A 17,197-nucleotide genomic window follows, 5' to 3' on the forward strand; every position below is an offset into this window, starting at 1 on the left:
GTGGGGTCGGAAGGGTCTTCTGCGAAGTCGGTTTTCGCAGAACTTGATGTAGCGAGTATCGGGTCGGTTTCCGGAACCGGAGCCTCGGTCGCCAGTGCCACCGAAGGCGAAGTGCTACCACTGTCCGCGGCGCAACGAGGGATCTGGTTCGCCCAGCACCTGATCGAAGACGTCCCGATCGCGATCGCTCAGTACGTCGAGATCCTCGGCGATCTCGACGTCCACGCACTGTCGGAGGCGTGCGCGGCGGCAGCCCGCGAGCTGGGCACCGGACTGCTGCGGATCGTGGAGATCGACGGTGAGCCGTATCAAACGATCGACCACTCGCTGAACGACAGGACGACGCATCTGGATTTCCGCGGCGAGTCCGATCCCGTCGCGGCCGCCCAGGCCTGGATGCGGCGCGAGTACAGCACCCCGACGAACCTGCTGACGGGGAAGTTGGTGGAGTCGGCGACCCTGCGGATCGGTGACTCGCACTACTACTGGTACGCCCGGATCCACCACATCGCCCTCGACGGGTTCGGGGCCATGACCTTCGTGAACCGGACTGCCGAGCGGTACACCTGCGCCGTGACCGGTGTGGACCTCCCGGACTGGAAGGCTTACGGGCTCCGTGAGGTCAGCGAGGACGAGGCGCGGTACCGCACGTCCCCGCGGTTCGAGACGGACCGCCGGTACTGGGCCGAGCGGACCCGGGACCTGCCGCACCCGATCAGCCTCGCCGGCCGGTCCGCGGAGGTCGGACCCCACTCCCAGCGGGTCACCGGCCCGCTGCCGGCCGCCGTGGAGTCCGCGATGCGCCGGATGGTGGCCGACGTCGACGGCACGAGTTTCGCCGCGATCGTGGTCGCCGCGGTCGGGGCGTTCCTGTCCCGGTTGACGGGTGAGGACGACGTGGTGCTCAGCCTGCCGGTGTCGGCCCGCACCACCGCCAAGCTGCGCCGGTCGGGCGGCATGGTCTCGAACGTCGTGCCGATCCGGCTCGACACCGGCGGCGGTGTCACCTGCGCGGAGTTGGCGCGACGGGCCCAGGTGGAGCTGACGGGCGTCCTGCGTCACCAGCGTTACCGGCACGAGGACATCCGGCGGGACGCGGGCGTGAGCGGCGGTCGCCGAGGGTTCTTCGGTCCCGCGGTCAACATCATGATGTTCCACGGCGAGATCCGTCTGGGGCACCAGGTCGGGACGCTGCACGTCCTCACCACCGGTCCGGTCGAGGACCTCGCGGTGAACATCTATCCGGCGGTCGAGGGCGAGGGCGCCCACGTCGACTTCGAGGCGAATCCCAACCTCTACACACCCGAGGCGCTGGACGCGCATCATGCCCGATTCCTCGAGTTCCTCGCGGCCTTCGCCGAATCGGCCGACGCTGTGGTGGCCGGCCTGGACGTGATGCGTGCCGACGAGCGCGCCGCGCTGGTGCCGCTGCACGGTGCGCCCGCCTGCCCGCCGCGGTTGCTGCCCGACCTCCTGCGTCGAGGAGCCGAGATCGGCCCCGACAACGTCGCCATCGTCTCGACCACCGGTGAGACCTCCTATCGGGACCTCGACGCGATGTCGAATCGATTGGCGCGGTTGCTCATCGGCCGCGGCGCCGGACCGGAGACATTCGTCGCGATCAGCATGCCGCGCTCGGCGGACGCGCTGGTCGCGGTGTGGGCGGTGGCCAAGACCGGTGCGGCGTTCGTGCCGATCGACCCGTCGCTGCCCACCGATCGCATCGTCCACATGCTCACCGATTCGCGGGCCGCTATCGGGCTCACGTGTGCCTCCGCGTGCCCGGGGCTGCCCGACGGTGCCGACTGGCTCGTCGTCGACGACGAATCGGCCCGCGTTGCCGTGGAACACTTCTCGTCGGACGCGATCGCGGACGCTGATCGGCTCGCGCCGGTCGGGATCGCGAACACCGCCTACATGATCTACACGTCGGGATCGACGGGACTCCCGAAGGGTGTCCTCGTGACCCACGCGGGGCTGTCCGCGTTCGCCTCCGGTGCACGCCCCGAACTGAACATCGGCCCGCAGTCCCGTGTGCTGCGCTTCTCGTCGGCGAGTTTCGACGCGTCGGTGTTCGAGATGCTCCAGGCGTTCAGCTCCGGCGCGACGATGGTAGTGGCGCCGCCCGACGTCTACGGCGGCCTCGAACTTGTGGATCTACTTCGCCGGGAACGTGTTTCGCACATCATCTCTGCGCCCACACTCATGAACACGGTCGATCCGCGGGGGCTGAAGGAGCTCGAGGCCGTCGTCGTCGGTGGCGACGTGTGCACGCCGGACCTCGTCGAGCGGTTCGGTGACGTCTGCCGGTTCACCAACACCTACGGACCCACCGAGACGACCATCGTCATCACCGCCGGGGACCCGCTGGTGCCCGGTGGCCCGATCACGATCGGCCGTCCGGTCCAGGGCGCGGGCGCCGTTGTCCTGGACCGCAAGCTGCGCCCGGTCCCCGCCGGCGTCGTCGGCGAGCTGTACCTCACCGGCCCCGGCCTGGCCCGCGGCTACCACCGTCGCGCCGGACTCACGGCCGACCGATTCGTCGCGGATCCGTTCGGGGAACCCGGCACCCGCATGTACCGCACCGGCGACGAGGTGCGGTGGACGGCCGGGCACGAACTCGAGTACGTGGGCCGGTCCGACTTCCAGGTCAAGATTCGGGGCTTCCGCATCGAGCTCGGGGAGATCGACGCGGCGCTGCTCGAACAGGACGGGGTGAACTTCGCGGCCACGGTCGCGCACGAGCGGGCCACCGGTCCGGTGCTCGTCTCGTACGTCCGGATGGATCCGGGTGCGGAGTTCGACGCCGCGGCCGTGGTGGCGGGCGTCGCGCGAATCGTGCCGTCGCACATGGTGCCCGCGGCCGTGGTGCAACTCGACCACGTCCCGGTCACGTCCGCCGGCAAGCTCGATCGCCGGGCGCTCCCGGTGCCGGAGTTCGGCAGCGACGCCGAGGAGTACTGCGCCCCGTCGACGCCGGCCGAACGGGTGATTGCCGACATCGTCGCCGAAGTCCTCGGTCTCGACCGCGTCGGCGTGCGCGACTCGCTGTTCGCGCTCGGCGGCGACAGCATCGTGGCGATGCAGGTGGTCTCGCGGGCGCGTGCCGCCGGGCTCGGGTTCACGGCCCGGGAGGTGTTCGAGCACAAGACCGTGGCCGAGATCGCGCGGGTGGCCGTGCCGATCGACGGCGAGCCGCAGGACACGCTCGCGGAACTTCCCGGCGGGGGACTCGGGGTGATCCCGTTCACGCCGGTGATGTACGAGATGGCGGCGCGCGGACCGTTCGACGACTTCCACCAGTCGGTCCTCCTCACGGCGCCCGGTGATCTCGACGAGCGGCGTCTCGTGGAGACCGTCGGTGTCGTGGTGGACCACCACGACATGCTCCGAAGCCGTCTGGACGCGGACCCGTCCGGGGTGCCGACGCTCACCGTCGGCGCACAAGGGACGGTCGACCCGACGGATCTGGTCGCTCGGGTGTCGGTGACGAGCGGCCCCGGCACACGCGCCTTCGAGTCTGCGGTCCTCGACGAATGTGACCGTGCCGCAGGTCGTCTCGATCCGCGGTCCGGGATCATGCTCCAGGTGGTCTGGCTCGACGCCGGCGACCTCGGCGGCCGGGTACTCGTTGTCGCGCACCACCTCGTGGTCGACGGCGTCTCGTGGCGGATCCTCGTGCCGGACTTCGTGATCGCGTGGGTGCAGGTCTGCGCCGGCGGGGTCGTCGAGCTCGCCGCCACGGGCACGTCGTTCCGGCGCTGGACCCACGGACTGCGGGACGCGGGTGCCGCGGGCACGTACGGTGAAGAACTCGGCCGGTGGCGCGAGATCCTCGCCGGGCCCGACCCCCTGGTCGGTACGCGTCCGCTCGATCCGCGCATCGACACCGTCGCGACCACCGAACGTGTTCACGTGGAACTCGGTGCAGCGGTGACGGACACCGTCCTCGGTCGGCTTCCCGACGCCTTCGGGTGCGGTGCCGCCGACGGGCTGCTCGCGGCGTTGACGATGGCGGTCGTGCACTGGCGGCACGAACACGGATCGCCCGCACGGTCGCTCCTTCTCACGCTCGAGGGTCACGGTCGTGAGGAGGAGGCGCTTCCCGGCGCCGACCTCGCGCGCACGGTGGGTTGGTTCACCAGCACGTTCCCGGTGCGCCTGGCACTTCCCGACATCGACCTCGGTGACGCGTTCGCGGGCGGTCCGGACGCCGGTGCGGTGATCAAGGCGATCAAGGAACAGACACTCGCCGTGCCCAGCCGCGGAGTGGGTTTCGGTGTGCTGCGGCACCTCGATCCCCGCACCCGGGACGAACTCGCGGGCCTGCCGCACCCGCAGATCGGCTTCAACTACCTGGGCCGGTTGGGCGTGGGGCAGGCGGCTCAAATGTCGACCGGATGGTTGCCGGACCCGGCGGCCCCGGACCTGGTTGCGAACAGCGGTTCGGCGATGGCGGTCGCCGCCGCCGTCGACATCAACGCCATGGTTACCGACGGTCCCGACGGGCCGCGCCTGACCGCGACCTTCGCCTATCCGACCGGGGTACTCGGTGACGCCGAGGTGGCCGAGCTGGCCGACCTGTGGCGCCGGGCCCTCGAGGGCCTCGCCGCCCACGCCGAACTGCCGGGTGCCGGTGGGCTCACCCCGTCGGACGTTCCGCTGGTCGCGGTGTCCCAGGGCGAGCTCGACCGGTGGGAGCACCGCTACCCGGCGGTGCGCGACGTGTGGTCGCTCTCGCCGCTGCAGGCCGGCCTGCTGTTCCACGCACGCCTCGTCGCGGACGGCGTGGACGTGTACACCGCGCAGCTGCGGATGGACCTGACCGGCCGGGTGGACGCGGCCCGCCTGCGGTCGGCGCTCGACGCGGTCGTCGCACGCCACGCGAACCTGCGCACCGCGTTCGTCTACGACGACTCCGGGACGCCCGCCCAGCTGGTCCTCGACCACGGCGCAGTTCCCTGGACCGAGGTAGATCTGCGGGGGCTGTCGGCCACCGATCGCGACCGTGAGCTGAACCGGATCCTCGACGCGGATCGCACGACCCGATTCGAACTCGACCGCCCGCCCCTGCTGCGGGCCACGCTCGTCCGGCTCGCAGCCGACGAGTATGCCTTCGCGGTGACCAACCACCACATCGTGCTCGACGGGTGGTCGATGCCGCTGCTGGTGCGCGAACTCCTGGTCCGCTACGCCGCCGGCGATACCACCGCGGTGCCCGAACCGCGCCCCTACCGCGACTTCCTCCACTGGCTCGCCGCGCGCGACGACGACCAGTCGCGGCAGGCGTGGCGCACCGCCCTCGACGGGTTCGCCGAGCCCACGCTGCTCGCGGGCACGGACACCGACACCGGCACGTCCGACGTGCCGATCGAGATCGACGTCCCGGCGTCTCCGGCGCTGTACGACGGCATCACCGATCTTGCTCACGCTCTCGGGGTTACCGTCAACACGGTCATCCAGGCGGCCTGGGGAATTCTGTTGTCCCGCAACACCACACGATCCGACATCGTGTTCGGTGCGACCGTGTCGGGGCGGCCGCCGCAACTGGCGGGCGTCGAGGAGACGCTCGGGTTGTTCATCAACACCATCCCGGTGCGCCTGCGGACCGATCCGGCCGAGTCGATTGCCGCGATGCTGTCCCGGCTGCAGGGCGAGCAGGCCGAGATGCTCGACCACCACCACGTCGGTCTCGCCGAGATCCAGGCGATGGCGGGGATCGGTAACCTCTTCGACACTCTGACCGTGTTCGAGTCGTATCCGATCGAGCGGGCCGGGTTTGACGAGAACACCGACATCGCCGGAATGCGGGTGCGCGGCCTGCAGGGACTCGACGCCACGCACTACCCGATCACGCTGATGACCCTGCCGGACATGCGCATGACGTTGCGGTACCGGGCGTCGTCGTTCACGGCCGACGAGGCCGCGACCCTGGCCTCACGTCTGGTGCAGATCCTCGCCCGATTCGTCGCCGACCCGGCACTGCCCGTCGGCGACGTCGACATCCTGACCACAGGTGAACGTGTCACCGTCGTCGAGGCCTGGAATGCGACAACGCACGCGGTCCCGGCAACGACCCTCGTCGGATTGTTCTGCGAGCAGGTCGCGCGCACCCCCGACGCGCCGGCCGTCTCCTTCGGAGACGTCACGCTGTCGTACGGGGATTTCGACGCCCGCGTCAACCGTCTCGCCCGGCACCTTCTCGCGGCCGGGGTCAGCCCGGAGACGTCGGTGGGCATCGCGCTGCCGCGGTCGATCGACATGCTCGTCGCGATCTACGCGGTGGTCACCGCGGGCGCAGCTTATGTGCCGATCGATCCGTCGCAGCCGGCCGAGCGCGTCGGATACGTCGTCTTCCAGTCGGAACCTGTTCTGGTCCTGGCAGATTCGGTGACAGTGGAACTTCTACCGGCCGACGCGCCGACGGTCGCCCTCGACACCCTGGTACTCGACCACCTCGATTCGGCGCCGCTGACGGTGGAGGAGCGGGTCGGGCTGTGTCCCGAGAATGCCGCCTACGTGATCTTCACGTCGGGCTCCACGGGACGACCCAAGGGCGTCGCGGTCCCGCACGCCGGCATCGTGAACCGGCTGGCGTGGATGCAGGACGCCTATCCGCTGGGCGACACCGACGTGGTGCTGCAGAAGACGCCGGTCACGTTCGACGTGTCCGTGTGGGAGTTGTTCTGGCCGTTGCAGGTCGGTGCACACTTGGTGATTGCGGAGCCTGACGGCCACCGCGATCCGCAGTACCTCGAGCGGGTGGTGCGCGATCACGGTGTGACGACGCTCCATTTCGTTCCGTCGATGCTGGACGCGTTCCTCGCCGGCGCCGATCTGGCCCGGTGCACCTCGTTGCGCCGGATCTTCACCAGTGGTGAGGCGTTGCAGGCCAATACCGTCGGTCGGGTCCACGAGTGCGTCGACGTCGAACTGCACAACCTGTACGGGCCCACCGAAGCGTCGGTGGACGTCACCTATCACCGGACCCGGGCCGGTGAGGTGTCGGTGCCGATCGGTGCCCCGGTGTGGAACACCGCTCTCTACGTTCTGGATTCGCGTCTGCGGCCGGTTCCGGTGGGTGTGCCGGGCGAGCTGTATCTCGCGGGTGCCCAGTTGGCCCGCGGTTACGTGGGCAGACCGGATCTGACGGCCGACCGGTTCGTGGCGTCGCCGTACGGTCCGGCCGGGATGCGCATGTACCGCACCGGCGATCTCGTGCGGTGGACCGTGGCGGGGGAGCTCGAGTACATCGGCCGCAGCGACTTCCAGGTGAAGCTGCGCGGACAGCGCATCGAGCTCGGGGAGATCGAGGCGGCGCTGCTCGCACAGCTCGGTGTCGCCCAGGCGGTCGTCGTGCTGCTCGTCCACGAGGTCGCGGGGGAGTACCTGGCGGGCTACGTCGTGCCGCACGCGGGCGCGGAGGTTCGCGAGGCTGACCTGCTCGACGCCGTGACGGCGATACTGCCGGGGTACATGGTGCCGTCGGCGCTCGTCGTGCTCGAGGCGCTGCCGGTGACGGCGAACGGCAAGCTCGATCGCCGGGCGCTGCCCGCGCCCGAGTTCGCGAGTACTGCGGAGTACACCGCTCCCGGAACTCCCACCGAGTACGCGATCGCCGGCGTGTTCGCGGAAGTTCTCGGGCGCGAGGCCCCGATCGGCGTGTCCGACAACTTCTTCGACCTCGGCGGCAACTCGCTGGTGGCCACCCGGCTGCTGGCGCGGGTCAACGCCGACTGCGACGTGCAGCTCGGCGTGCGCGAGCTGTTCGACGCACCCACGGTGGCGGGGCTCGCGGCCGCGGTCGACGCGTCCCGCGGCGGTGGCACTGCCCCGGCGCTCGAGGCGGCCGTGCGTCCCGCGCGTATTCCGTTGTCCCCGGCCCAGTCCCGGATGTGGTTCCTCAACCGGTTCGATCCGCGATCCCCGGCGTACAACGTGGCAGTGGCCCTGCGGATGACCGGTGCGCTCGACCGCGAGGCGCTCGTTGCGGCGGTCGCCGACATCATCGAGCGACACGAGTCGCTGCGGACGGTGTACCCCGACTCCGCGGACGGGCCCTACCAGCGGATTCTGTCGATCGGCGAGGCCTTGGACGAGATGGCACTCGACGACCTCGGTCGAGTCGAGTCCGAGTCCAACCTCGACGACCGCATCCGCGCCGCGGTGTCCTCGGGGTTCGATGTCACGGAGCAGATCCCGATCGACATCACCTTGCTGCAGGAGAGCCGCGACAGCCACGTTCTGGTCGTCGTCGTGCACCACATCAGCATCGACGGCTGGTCGATGGACGTGCTCGCTGCGGACTTGGTGCGGGCGTATTCCGCGCGGGTCCGCGATGAGGCACCCGCGTGGGCGCCGTTGCCTGTGCAGTATGCCGACTACGCGCTGTGGAAGCACCAGGTCCTGGGCGCCGAGGATGATCCGCGATCTCTCGCGGGCCGGCAGATATCCTTCTGGTCGGCCGAGCTGGCCGGAGTGCCGGAGGTGCTCGAGCTGCCCGCCGACCGGATCCGGCCCGCCACGCCGAGCTATCTCGGTAGGACTGTCGGCGCGACGATCGACGCCGACATCTACGAGGCCGTGTGCGCCCTCGCGCGTCGCGCCAATGCGACGCCGTTCATGGTCCTGCATGCGGCCCTCGCCGTGCTGCTCGCGCGGCTGAGCGGCGCCGACGACGTGTCGATCGGCACCCCGGTGGCCGGTCGCGGCGAACAGGAACTCGACGACGTGGTCGGCATGTTCGTCAACACCCTCGTGCTGCGCACCGAGATCGACCAGGCGGTGTCGTTCGCCGGACTGCTCGACGAGGTCCGCGGCACCGATCTCGCGGCGTACGCGCATGCGGACGTCCCGTTCGAGCAGCTCGTCGAGGTCATCAGCCCCGCGCGGTCGACCGCGCATCACCCGCTGTTCCAGGTGGTGCTCGCGTTCGAAGGTCCGAAGCCGCGGTCGATCTCGCTTCCCGACGTCGAAATCTCCTCGGAGGAACTTGATTTCGGTATCGCGAAGTTCGATCTCCAGGTGGAGGTGGCGGAGCAGGCCGGTTCGGGTGCCCGGGTGACCTTCACCTACGCGTGCGATCTGTTCGACGCCGAGACCGTGCAGGGCTTCGCGGACCGGTTCGTGCGGCTGCTCGGTGCCGCGGTCGCGGATCCGGGCGTCCCGGTCGGTGACCTCGACCTCCTCGACGCCGGCGAGCGGGCGGTGCAGCTGTCCGACCCGACGGACCTGGTGCCGGTGCGGTTGCTGCCGGATCTGCTCGCGGACGCGGTCGTCGACCGCGCCGCGGTCGCCCTGATCCACGGCGACCGGACGCTGACGTACGGCGACCTCGACGACCGCTCGAACCGACTGGCGCGGATGCTGATCGGTCAGGGCGTCGGACCCGAGTCGTTCGTCGCGCTCGCCCTGGCGCGTTCGATCGAGTCGGTGTGCGCGGTCTGGGCGGTCGCCAAGACCGGCGCCGCTTTCCTGCCGGTCGACCCGACCTACCCGGTCGAGCGCATCGCCCACATGCTCACCGATTCCGGTGTCCGCGTGGGTATCACGCTCGGTGAGCACCTGGAGGCCCTGCCCGACGCCGTGGCGTGGACCGTCCTCGACGACACGTCGCTGCTCCCGGGCGACGGGCACGTCGCGTCGCCCGTCACCGATGTCGACCGCTTCCGCCCGCTACGCCCCGAGAATCCGGCGTACATGATCTACACCTCGGGTTCCACCGGTGTCCCCAAGGGTGTTGCTGTCACGCACGTCGGATTGGCGGCCTTCGTCGCCGAACAGCAGCGTCATTACGGTGTCGATTCGAGTTCGCGCACGCTGCATTTCGCGTCGCCGAGCTTCGACGCGTCGATTCTCGAGCTGCTCATGGCGTTCGGGGGAGCGGCGACGGCGGTCGTGGTCCCGGTCGGGGTGTACGGCGGCGAGGAGCTCGGTCAGATTCTGCGCGCCCAGCGGGTGACGCATGCGTTCGTCACGCCGGGTGCGCTGGCGACGGTCGATCCCGCGGGGCTCGACGACCTGCGCGTTGTGGTCGTCGGCGGCGACGCCTGCGACGGCGCGTTGGTGCGTCGCTGGGCGCCGGGCCGCGCGATGTTCAACGCCTACGGTCCCACCGAGTCGACCATCATGGCCACTCACTACGGACCCATGGATCCCGCCGCGGATGTCCTGATCGGCGGGCCCGTGCGCGGCACCGGCATCCGGGTCCTCGACCGCCGGCTGCACCCGGTTCCGGTGGGCGTCGCGGGAGAGCTGTATGTGACGGGGCAGGGCCTGGCCCGCGGCTACCATCACCGCGCCGCCCTGACCGCCGAGCGGTTCGTCGCAGACCCGTACACGGGCGGCGGACAGCGAATGTACCGCACCGGCGACCTCGTCCGTCGGACGGCGACGGGCGAGCTCGAATACCTGGGGCGCACCGACTTCCAGGTCAAGGTCCGTGGTCATCGCATCGAGTTGCGGGAAGTGGACGCGGTCCTGGCGTCGCATCCCGCGGTAGACGTCGCGGTGACGGTGGGGCATCGCGGTGGCGGTGCCGATGCGCTGGTCTCGTACGTCGTGCCGGCGGCCGGGCAGACCGTCGATCTGCACGAGATCGTCGTGCATACGCGTGGCCGGCTCCCCGAATACATGGTGCCGTCGGTCGTCACCGTCGTCGACGCGTTGCCGCTCACCCCGTCCGGCAAGATCGACACCAGAGCCCTTCCGGCGCCGGTGTTCCCCACCCGCGTGTTCGTTCAGCCGCGCACTCAGACCGAGGCGATCGTCGCGGACGTCTTCGCCGACGTTCTCGGCATCGTCGGGGTGGGCGCCGAGGACGACTTCTTCGACCTCGGCGGCAATTCGCTCAGCGCGACCCGCGTCGTGGCCCGGGTGAACGAGTTGCGCCGCACCAGGATCGGTGTCAGGGAGCTGTTCGACGCTCCCACTGTCGCCGCGCTGGCCGCGCGAGTGGACCACGCGCAACCCGAGGATGACCGACCGGTTCTCGCGGCCGGCCCCCGCCCGTCGCAGCTGCCGCTCTCGCCCGCGCAGCAGCGGATGTGGTTCCTCAACCAGTTCGATCCCGCATCCCCGGCCTACAACATCCCGCTCGTGGTGCGGCTGACCGGTGCGCTCGACGTCCCGGCGCTGCAAGCCGCCATCGGTGATGTACTCCAGCGCCACGAATCGCTGCGCACCCTCTTCCCGCAGTCGGAGGACGGGCCGCACCAACTGATCGTGCCTGCCGAGGAGATCGTGCTCGACCTGGAGCCGGTGACCGTGCCGGGCGAGGAAGGGCTCCGAACCGCGATCGCCGAGGTGCTCGCGGCCGGATTCGACGTCACCGCCGCCGTCCCGGTGCGGGGGCGGCTGCTGCGGGTCGCCGACGACGACGTCGTGCTCGTCCTCGTCGTCCATCACATCAGCGCCGACGGTGTGTCCACACTCCCGCTCGCCCGCGACGTGATGACCGCCTACACGAGTCGCACCCGCGGCGAGGAACCCGACTGGACGCCGCTGGCCGTCCAGTACGCGGACTTCGCGTTGTGGCAGCGGCGGCTCCTGGGCGACGAAGCCGATCCGCGCTCACTTGCCGCGGAGCAACTCGGCTACTGGAAGGAGCAGCTCGACGGCGCCCCGGCGGTGGTCGATCTGCCGCTGGACCGGCCGCGTCCTGCCGTCGCGTCGTATCGTGCCGCGCGCGTCGACTTCACGATCGGCCCCGACGTCGCCCGGCGTCTCGAAGAGATCGCCGCGGAGCACACGTCGACCTTGTTCATGGTGCTGCATGCGGGACTGGCGGCCGTGCTCGGCCGGCTCGGCGCCACCACCGACGTGTCGGTGGGCACCCCGATCGCGGGGCGCGGCGAGCGTGCCCTCGACGACCTCGTCGGGATGTTCGCGGGCACGCTTGTGCTGCGTACCGAGGTCGATCCGGCCGAGCCGTGGGACCGGTTGCTCCGCCGTGTGCGGTCGGTCGATCTCGCCGCCTTCGCGCACTCGGATGTGCCGTTCGAACGCGTCGTCGAAGTGGTGGATCCGCCTCGCTCGCAGGCATATTCGCCGCTGTTCCAGGTGGCACTGTCGGTCCAGAATCACGGCGAGGCGGTCCTCGAGCTTCCCGGTGTGACGGCAACCGTCGTCGATCCGGGCGCCGACGTCGCGAAGTTCGACCTCGAGTTCACGCTCCGCTCCGCTGCGTCCGACGAACTGCTCGGCTCGTTGACCTTCGCGACGGATCTCTTCGACCCCGAGACCGCGGCCGGCATCGCCGACAAGCTCGTGCGGGTCCTCGCTCAGGTCGCCGCCGAACCGTCGGTGGCGGTCGGGGACATCGACCTGCTCGACGACCACGACCGGGCTCTCGTGTCCGCGGCGCCGCTGCCGCTGACCGTCGCCCCGCGCACGATGGCCGAGATCCTCACCGCCGGTGCGGCATCCGCGCCCGAGGCGGTGGCGATCCGCGGCGGCGACGCCGCACTGACCTACGCCGAACTCGACGCGCGGTCGAACCGGCTGGCCCGCTTGCTGCTCGAGCTGGGGGTCGGGCGCGAGCGCTTCGTCGCGCTGTCGTTCCCCCGGTCCGTGGATTCGATCGTCGCAATGTGGGCGGTCGTCAAGACCGGTGCCGCATTCGTCCCGGTCGATCCGGCGCACCCGGCCGACCGCATCCGTCACATGCTCACCGATTCCGGCGCTGACGTCGGCCTCACCATGGCCGTCGTGGTCGACGGACTGCCCACCTCCACGCAGTGGCTCGTGCTCGATTCCGATGCGCTCGAGCAGGAGTGTGCGGTTCTCTCGGCTGCTCCGGTGAGCGACGCCGACCGCGGCGGCCCGATCGAGCTGACCAACGCCGCGTACATGATCTACACGTCCGGCTCTACCGGTCTGCCCAAGGGCGTGGTCGTCGAGCACACCGGTCTGTCCTCGTTCTGCGCGGACGCCCGGACCGAACTGGCCCTGTCCCGGCATTCGCGGGTGCTGCGGTTCTCGTCGTCGAGCTTCGACGCGTCGGTGTTCGAGATGCTCGCGGGCTTCAGCGCCGGCGCCACCCTCGTCGTCGTGCCGCCCGCGGTGATCGGCGGGCACGAGCTCGCCGACGTGATCCGCGAGCAGCGGGTCACCCACATCCTCACCGCCCCGGCTGCCCTCGGAACGGTCGACATCGACGGCCTGGACTCCCTCGAGACGGTGATCGTCGGCGGCGATGTCTGCCCACCGGAGTTGGTCGAGCGATTTGCACCCGGCCGCGGGTTCTTCAACAGCTACGGCCCCACCGAGACGACGATCATCATCACGATGACCGAGAGGCTCTCGCCCGGCGAACGGATCACGATCGGCACCCCGATCGCGGGCGCAGGGGCGATCGTCCTCGATTCGCGTCTACGTCCCGTTCCGGTCGGAGTGATCGGTGAGCTGTACCTGTCCGGTCCCGGTGTTGCCCGCGGCTACCACCGACGCGCCGACCTGACCGCGTCGCGGTTCGTCGCCGGGCCCGGCGGCGAGCGCCTCTACCGCACCGGCGATCTCGTCCGGCGCACCCGCGACGGCCTGCTCGACTTCGTCGGCCGTGCCGACTCCCAGGTTCAGCTGCGCGGCCTGCGCATCGAACTCGGCGAGATCGAGGCCGCGCTCGTCGACTCCCCGGAAGTAGCGCAGTCGGTCGTGGTGCTGCACAGCGACACTCGTACCGGCGACCACCTCGTCGGCTACGTGGTCCCCGAGCGGGGGACATCATCCCTCGATCCGGACGACCTGCGGGACCTGGTTTCGGAGTCGTTGCCCGCGTACATGATTCCCAGCCGTATCCTCGTACTCGATCGGCTGCCCGTCACGGCGGGCGGCAAGTTGGACCGCCGGGCACTGCCGGTGCCCGACTTCGTCTCGACCCGCGAGTTCCGGGCCGCGTCGAACCCGGTGGAGGAGCAGATCGTCGACGTGTTCGCCGAGCTGCTCGGGGTGGACTCCGTGTCAGTGGACGACAGCTTCTTCGACCTGGGCGGCAACTCGCTGCTCGCGACCCGGCTCATCGCCCGGGTCAACGCGGTGCTCGGGACCACGCTCGGCATCCGCGAGCTGTTCGAGCACCCGTCCGTGTCCGCCCTCGCGGGCCGCGCCGAATCGGCGCGTGGTGCGACCGGTCCGGAGCTGGGCACGCTCGCGCGACCGGACCGGATTCCGCTGTCGCCGGCGCAGCAGCGGATGTGGTTCCTGAACCGGTTCGATCCGACATCGGCCGCCCAGAACGTCCCGATTGCGCTTCGGTTGTCCGGCGTCCTCGACATCGCCGCACTGCACGCGGCGATCGCCGCGACCGTCGAGCGGCACGAGGCGCTGCGAACGGTCTACCCCGATTCGCCGGAAGGGCCGTGCCAGGTGATCGTCCCTGCCGCGCAGGTGGTCCCAATGCTCGAGCCGATCGACGTCGATTCGGACTCGATCCTGTCGGCGGTTGTCGGACTCGCGAGTACCGGATTCGACGTCACCACCGAGGCGCCGCTGCGGGTCGCGCTGCTGCGGGTCGGACCCGACGATCACGTGCTCGTGCTCGTCGTACACCACATCTCCGCCGACGGATTCTCTGTCGCACCGCTGGCGCGGGACGTGATGGTCGCCTACTCGGCGTTCCGTCAGGGCCTCGAGCCGTCGTGGGCACCGCTGCCCGTGCAGTACGCCGACTACAGCCTGTGGCAGCGCGCCACGCTCGGCGACGAGTCCGATGCCGCATCCACGGCCGCGCGCCAGATCGGCTACTGGGCAGCAACGCTCGCGGGTCTGCCGACTCAGCTCGACCTACCGACGGATCACCCACGGCCGGCTGTGCAGTCGTACCGTGGGCAGACGCACGCCTTCACGCTCGACGCATCGCTGCACCGGGCGCTGCTCGGACTGGCGCGCCGACAAGGCACGACGCTGTTCATGGTCGTGCACGCCGCGTTCGCGACCCTCCTGAGCCGGCTCACCGGCACCTCGGACATCACGATCGGCACGCCGATCGCGGGCCGCGGCGAACAGGCGCTCGACGATCTGGTCGGCATGTTCGTCAACACCCTCGCGCTGCGGATGGACGTGCGCGGCGACGCCACCTTCGCGGACCTGCTGGACCAGGCGCGCGCCACCGACCTGGCCGCCTTCGCCCACGCGGACGTGCCGTTCGAGCGGATCGTCGAGGTGCTCGATCCCGAGCGGTCCACCGCGCGGCACCCGCTGTTCCAGGTCGCGCTGTCGCTGCAGAACCTCGGCCGCACCCGGTTCGAGCTGCCCGGTCTCGACATCGAGGCCGTCGACGCCGGATTCGAGCCCGCCAAGTTCGATCTGCAGCTCACGCTCGTCGACCACCGCGACGACGACGGCGAGCCCGCGGAGATCGCGGCGTCGTTCACCTACGCCGCGGACCTGTTCGACGAATCGACCGTCGCCCGTTTCGGGCACCGGTTCGAACGCCTGCTGCGCGCCGTCGTCGCCGACCGCCGCACGGTGATCGGGGACATCGACCTGCAGGGCGAAGCCGAGCGCCGCACGGTGCTGGTCGAGTGGAACGCCACCGACCACGAGGTGCCGCGCACGACGTTGCCGGCGCTGTTCGCGGAGCGGGTGCGCGCCACACCGGACGCGCCGGCGGTGTCCTTCGGCGACGTCATGCTGTCCTACGCGGACTTCGACGCACGCGTGAACCGTCTCGCCCGGTACCTCATCGGTGCCGGGGTGGGGCCGGAGACGCTTGTGGGCATCGCGATGCCGCGGTCGATCGACATGCTGGTGTCCATCTACGCAGTGGTGACAGTCGGCGGCGCCTACGTGCCGATCGACCCGTCGCAGCCGGCGGACCGGGTCGGGCACGTGATCGAACAGGCGGAACCGGTTCTGGTGCTGACGGATTCGGAACACACGACGCTTCTGCCAGCCGCGGCCCCGGTCGTTGCTGTGGACGCCCTTGCGCTCGATCACGTCGATTCGGCCCCGTTGACGGTGGAGGAGCGGGGCGACCTGTGTCCGGACAACACCGCGTACGTGATCTTCACGTCGGGTTCGACGGGGCGCCCCAAGGGCGTTGCGGTCCCGCACGCGGGCATCGTGAATCGGTTGCTGTGGATGCAGGACGCCTACCCGCTGGACACGACCGACGTGGTGCTGCAGAAGACGCCGGTCACGTTCGACGTGTCAGTGTGGGAGTTGTTCTGGCCGTTGCAGGTCGGTGCACACTTGGTGATTGCGGAGCCTGAGGGGCACCGCGATCCGCAGTACCTCGAGCGGGTGGTGCGCGATCACGGTGTGACGACGCTCCATTTCGTTCCGTCGATGCTGGACGCGTTCCTCGCCGGCGCCGATCTGGCCCGGTGCACCTCGTTGCGCCGGATCTTCACCAGTGGTGAAGCGTTGCAGGCCAACACCGTCGACCGTGTCCATTCGCTGGTCGACGTCGAACTGCACAACCTGTACGGGCCCACCGAGGCGTCGGTGGACGTGACCTACCACCGGACGCGGGCCGGTGAGGTGTCGGTGCCGATCGGTGCCCCGGTGTGGAACACCGCTCTCTACGTTCTCGATTCGCGCCTGCATCCCGTTCCGGTGGGCGTGCCGGGCGAGCTGTACCTCGCGGGCACCCAGCTGGCCCGTGGCTACGTGGGCCGACCGGATCTGACCGCCGACCGGTTCGTGGCGTCGCCGCACGGACCGACCGGGACGCGCATGTACCGCACCGGCGACCTGGTCCGGTGGACCGTGGCCGGGGAACTCGAGTACATCGGCCGCAGCGATTTCCAGGTGAAGCTGCGCGGACAGCGGATCGAGCTCGGGGAGATCGAGGCGGCGCTGCTCGCGCAACCCGGTGTCGCGCAGGCCGTGGTGGTGCTGCTCGTTCACGAGGTCGCGGGGGAGTACCTGGCGGGCTACGTCGTGCCGCAGGCCGGTTCCGAATTGCATGACGCCGAGCTGCTGGACGCCGCTGGAGCGCTGCTGCCCCGATACATGGTGCCGTCCGCGCTTGTCGTGCTCGAGACGCTGCCGGTGACGGCGAACGGCAAGCTCGATCGCCGCGCACTGCCCGCGCCCGAGTTCGCGAGCACCGCCGAGTACATCGCGCCCCGGACCCCCACCGAATTTGCGCTTGCCACGGTGTTCGGGGAGGTCCTCGGGAACGAGACCTCGATCGGCGTCTCCGACAACTTCTTCGACCTCGGCGGCAACTCGCTGGTGGCGACGCGGCTGC

The 17,197-nt window shown here is 70.1% G+C and carries 1 protein-coding gene (cut by a window edge); it reads left to right on the forward strand.

The window, feature by feature from the left end:
- A protein-coding gene (locus ACQ5DX_RS05810; RefSeq protein ID WP_430331721.1) for a non-ribosomal peptide synthase/polyketide synthase crosses the window boundary here: on the forward strand, positions 1 to 17,197 show its 5' portion. The gene runs 10,964 nt beyond the window's last position; only the first 17,197 of its 28,161 coding nucleotides appear in the window; the start codon lies at positions 1 to 3; its stop codon lies beyond the right edge, outside the window.

Source organism: Rhodococcus sp. ACT016 (genome assembly GCF_050477185.1).
Lineage (GTDB): Bacteria > Actinomycetota > Actinomycetes > Mycobacteriales > Mycobacteriaceae > Prescottella.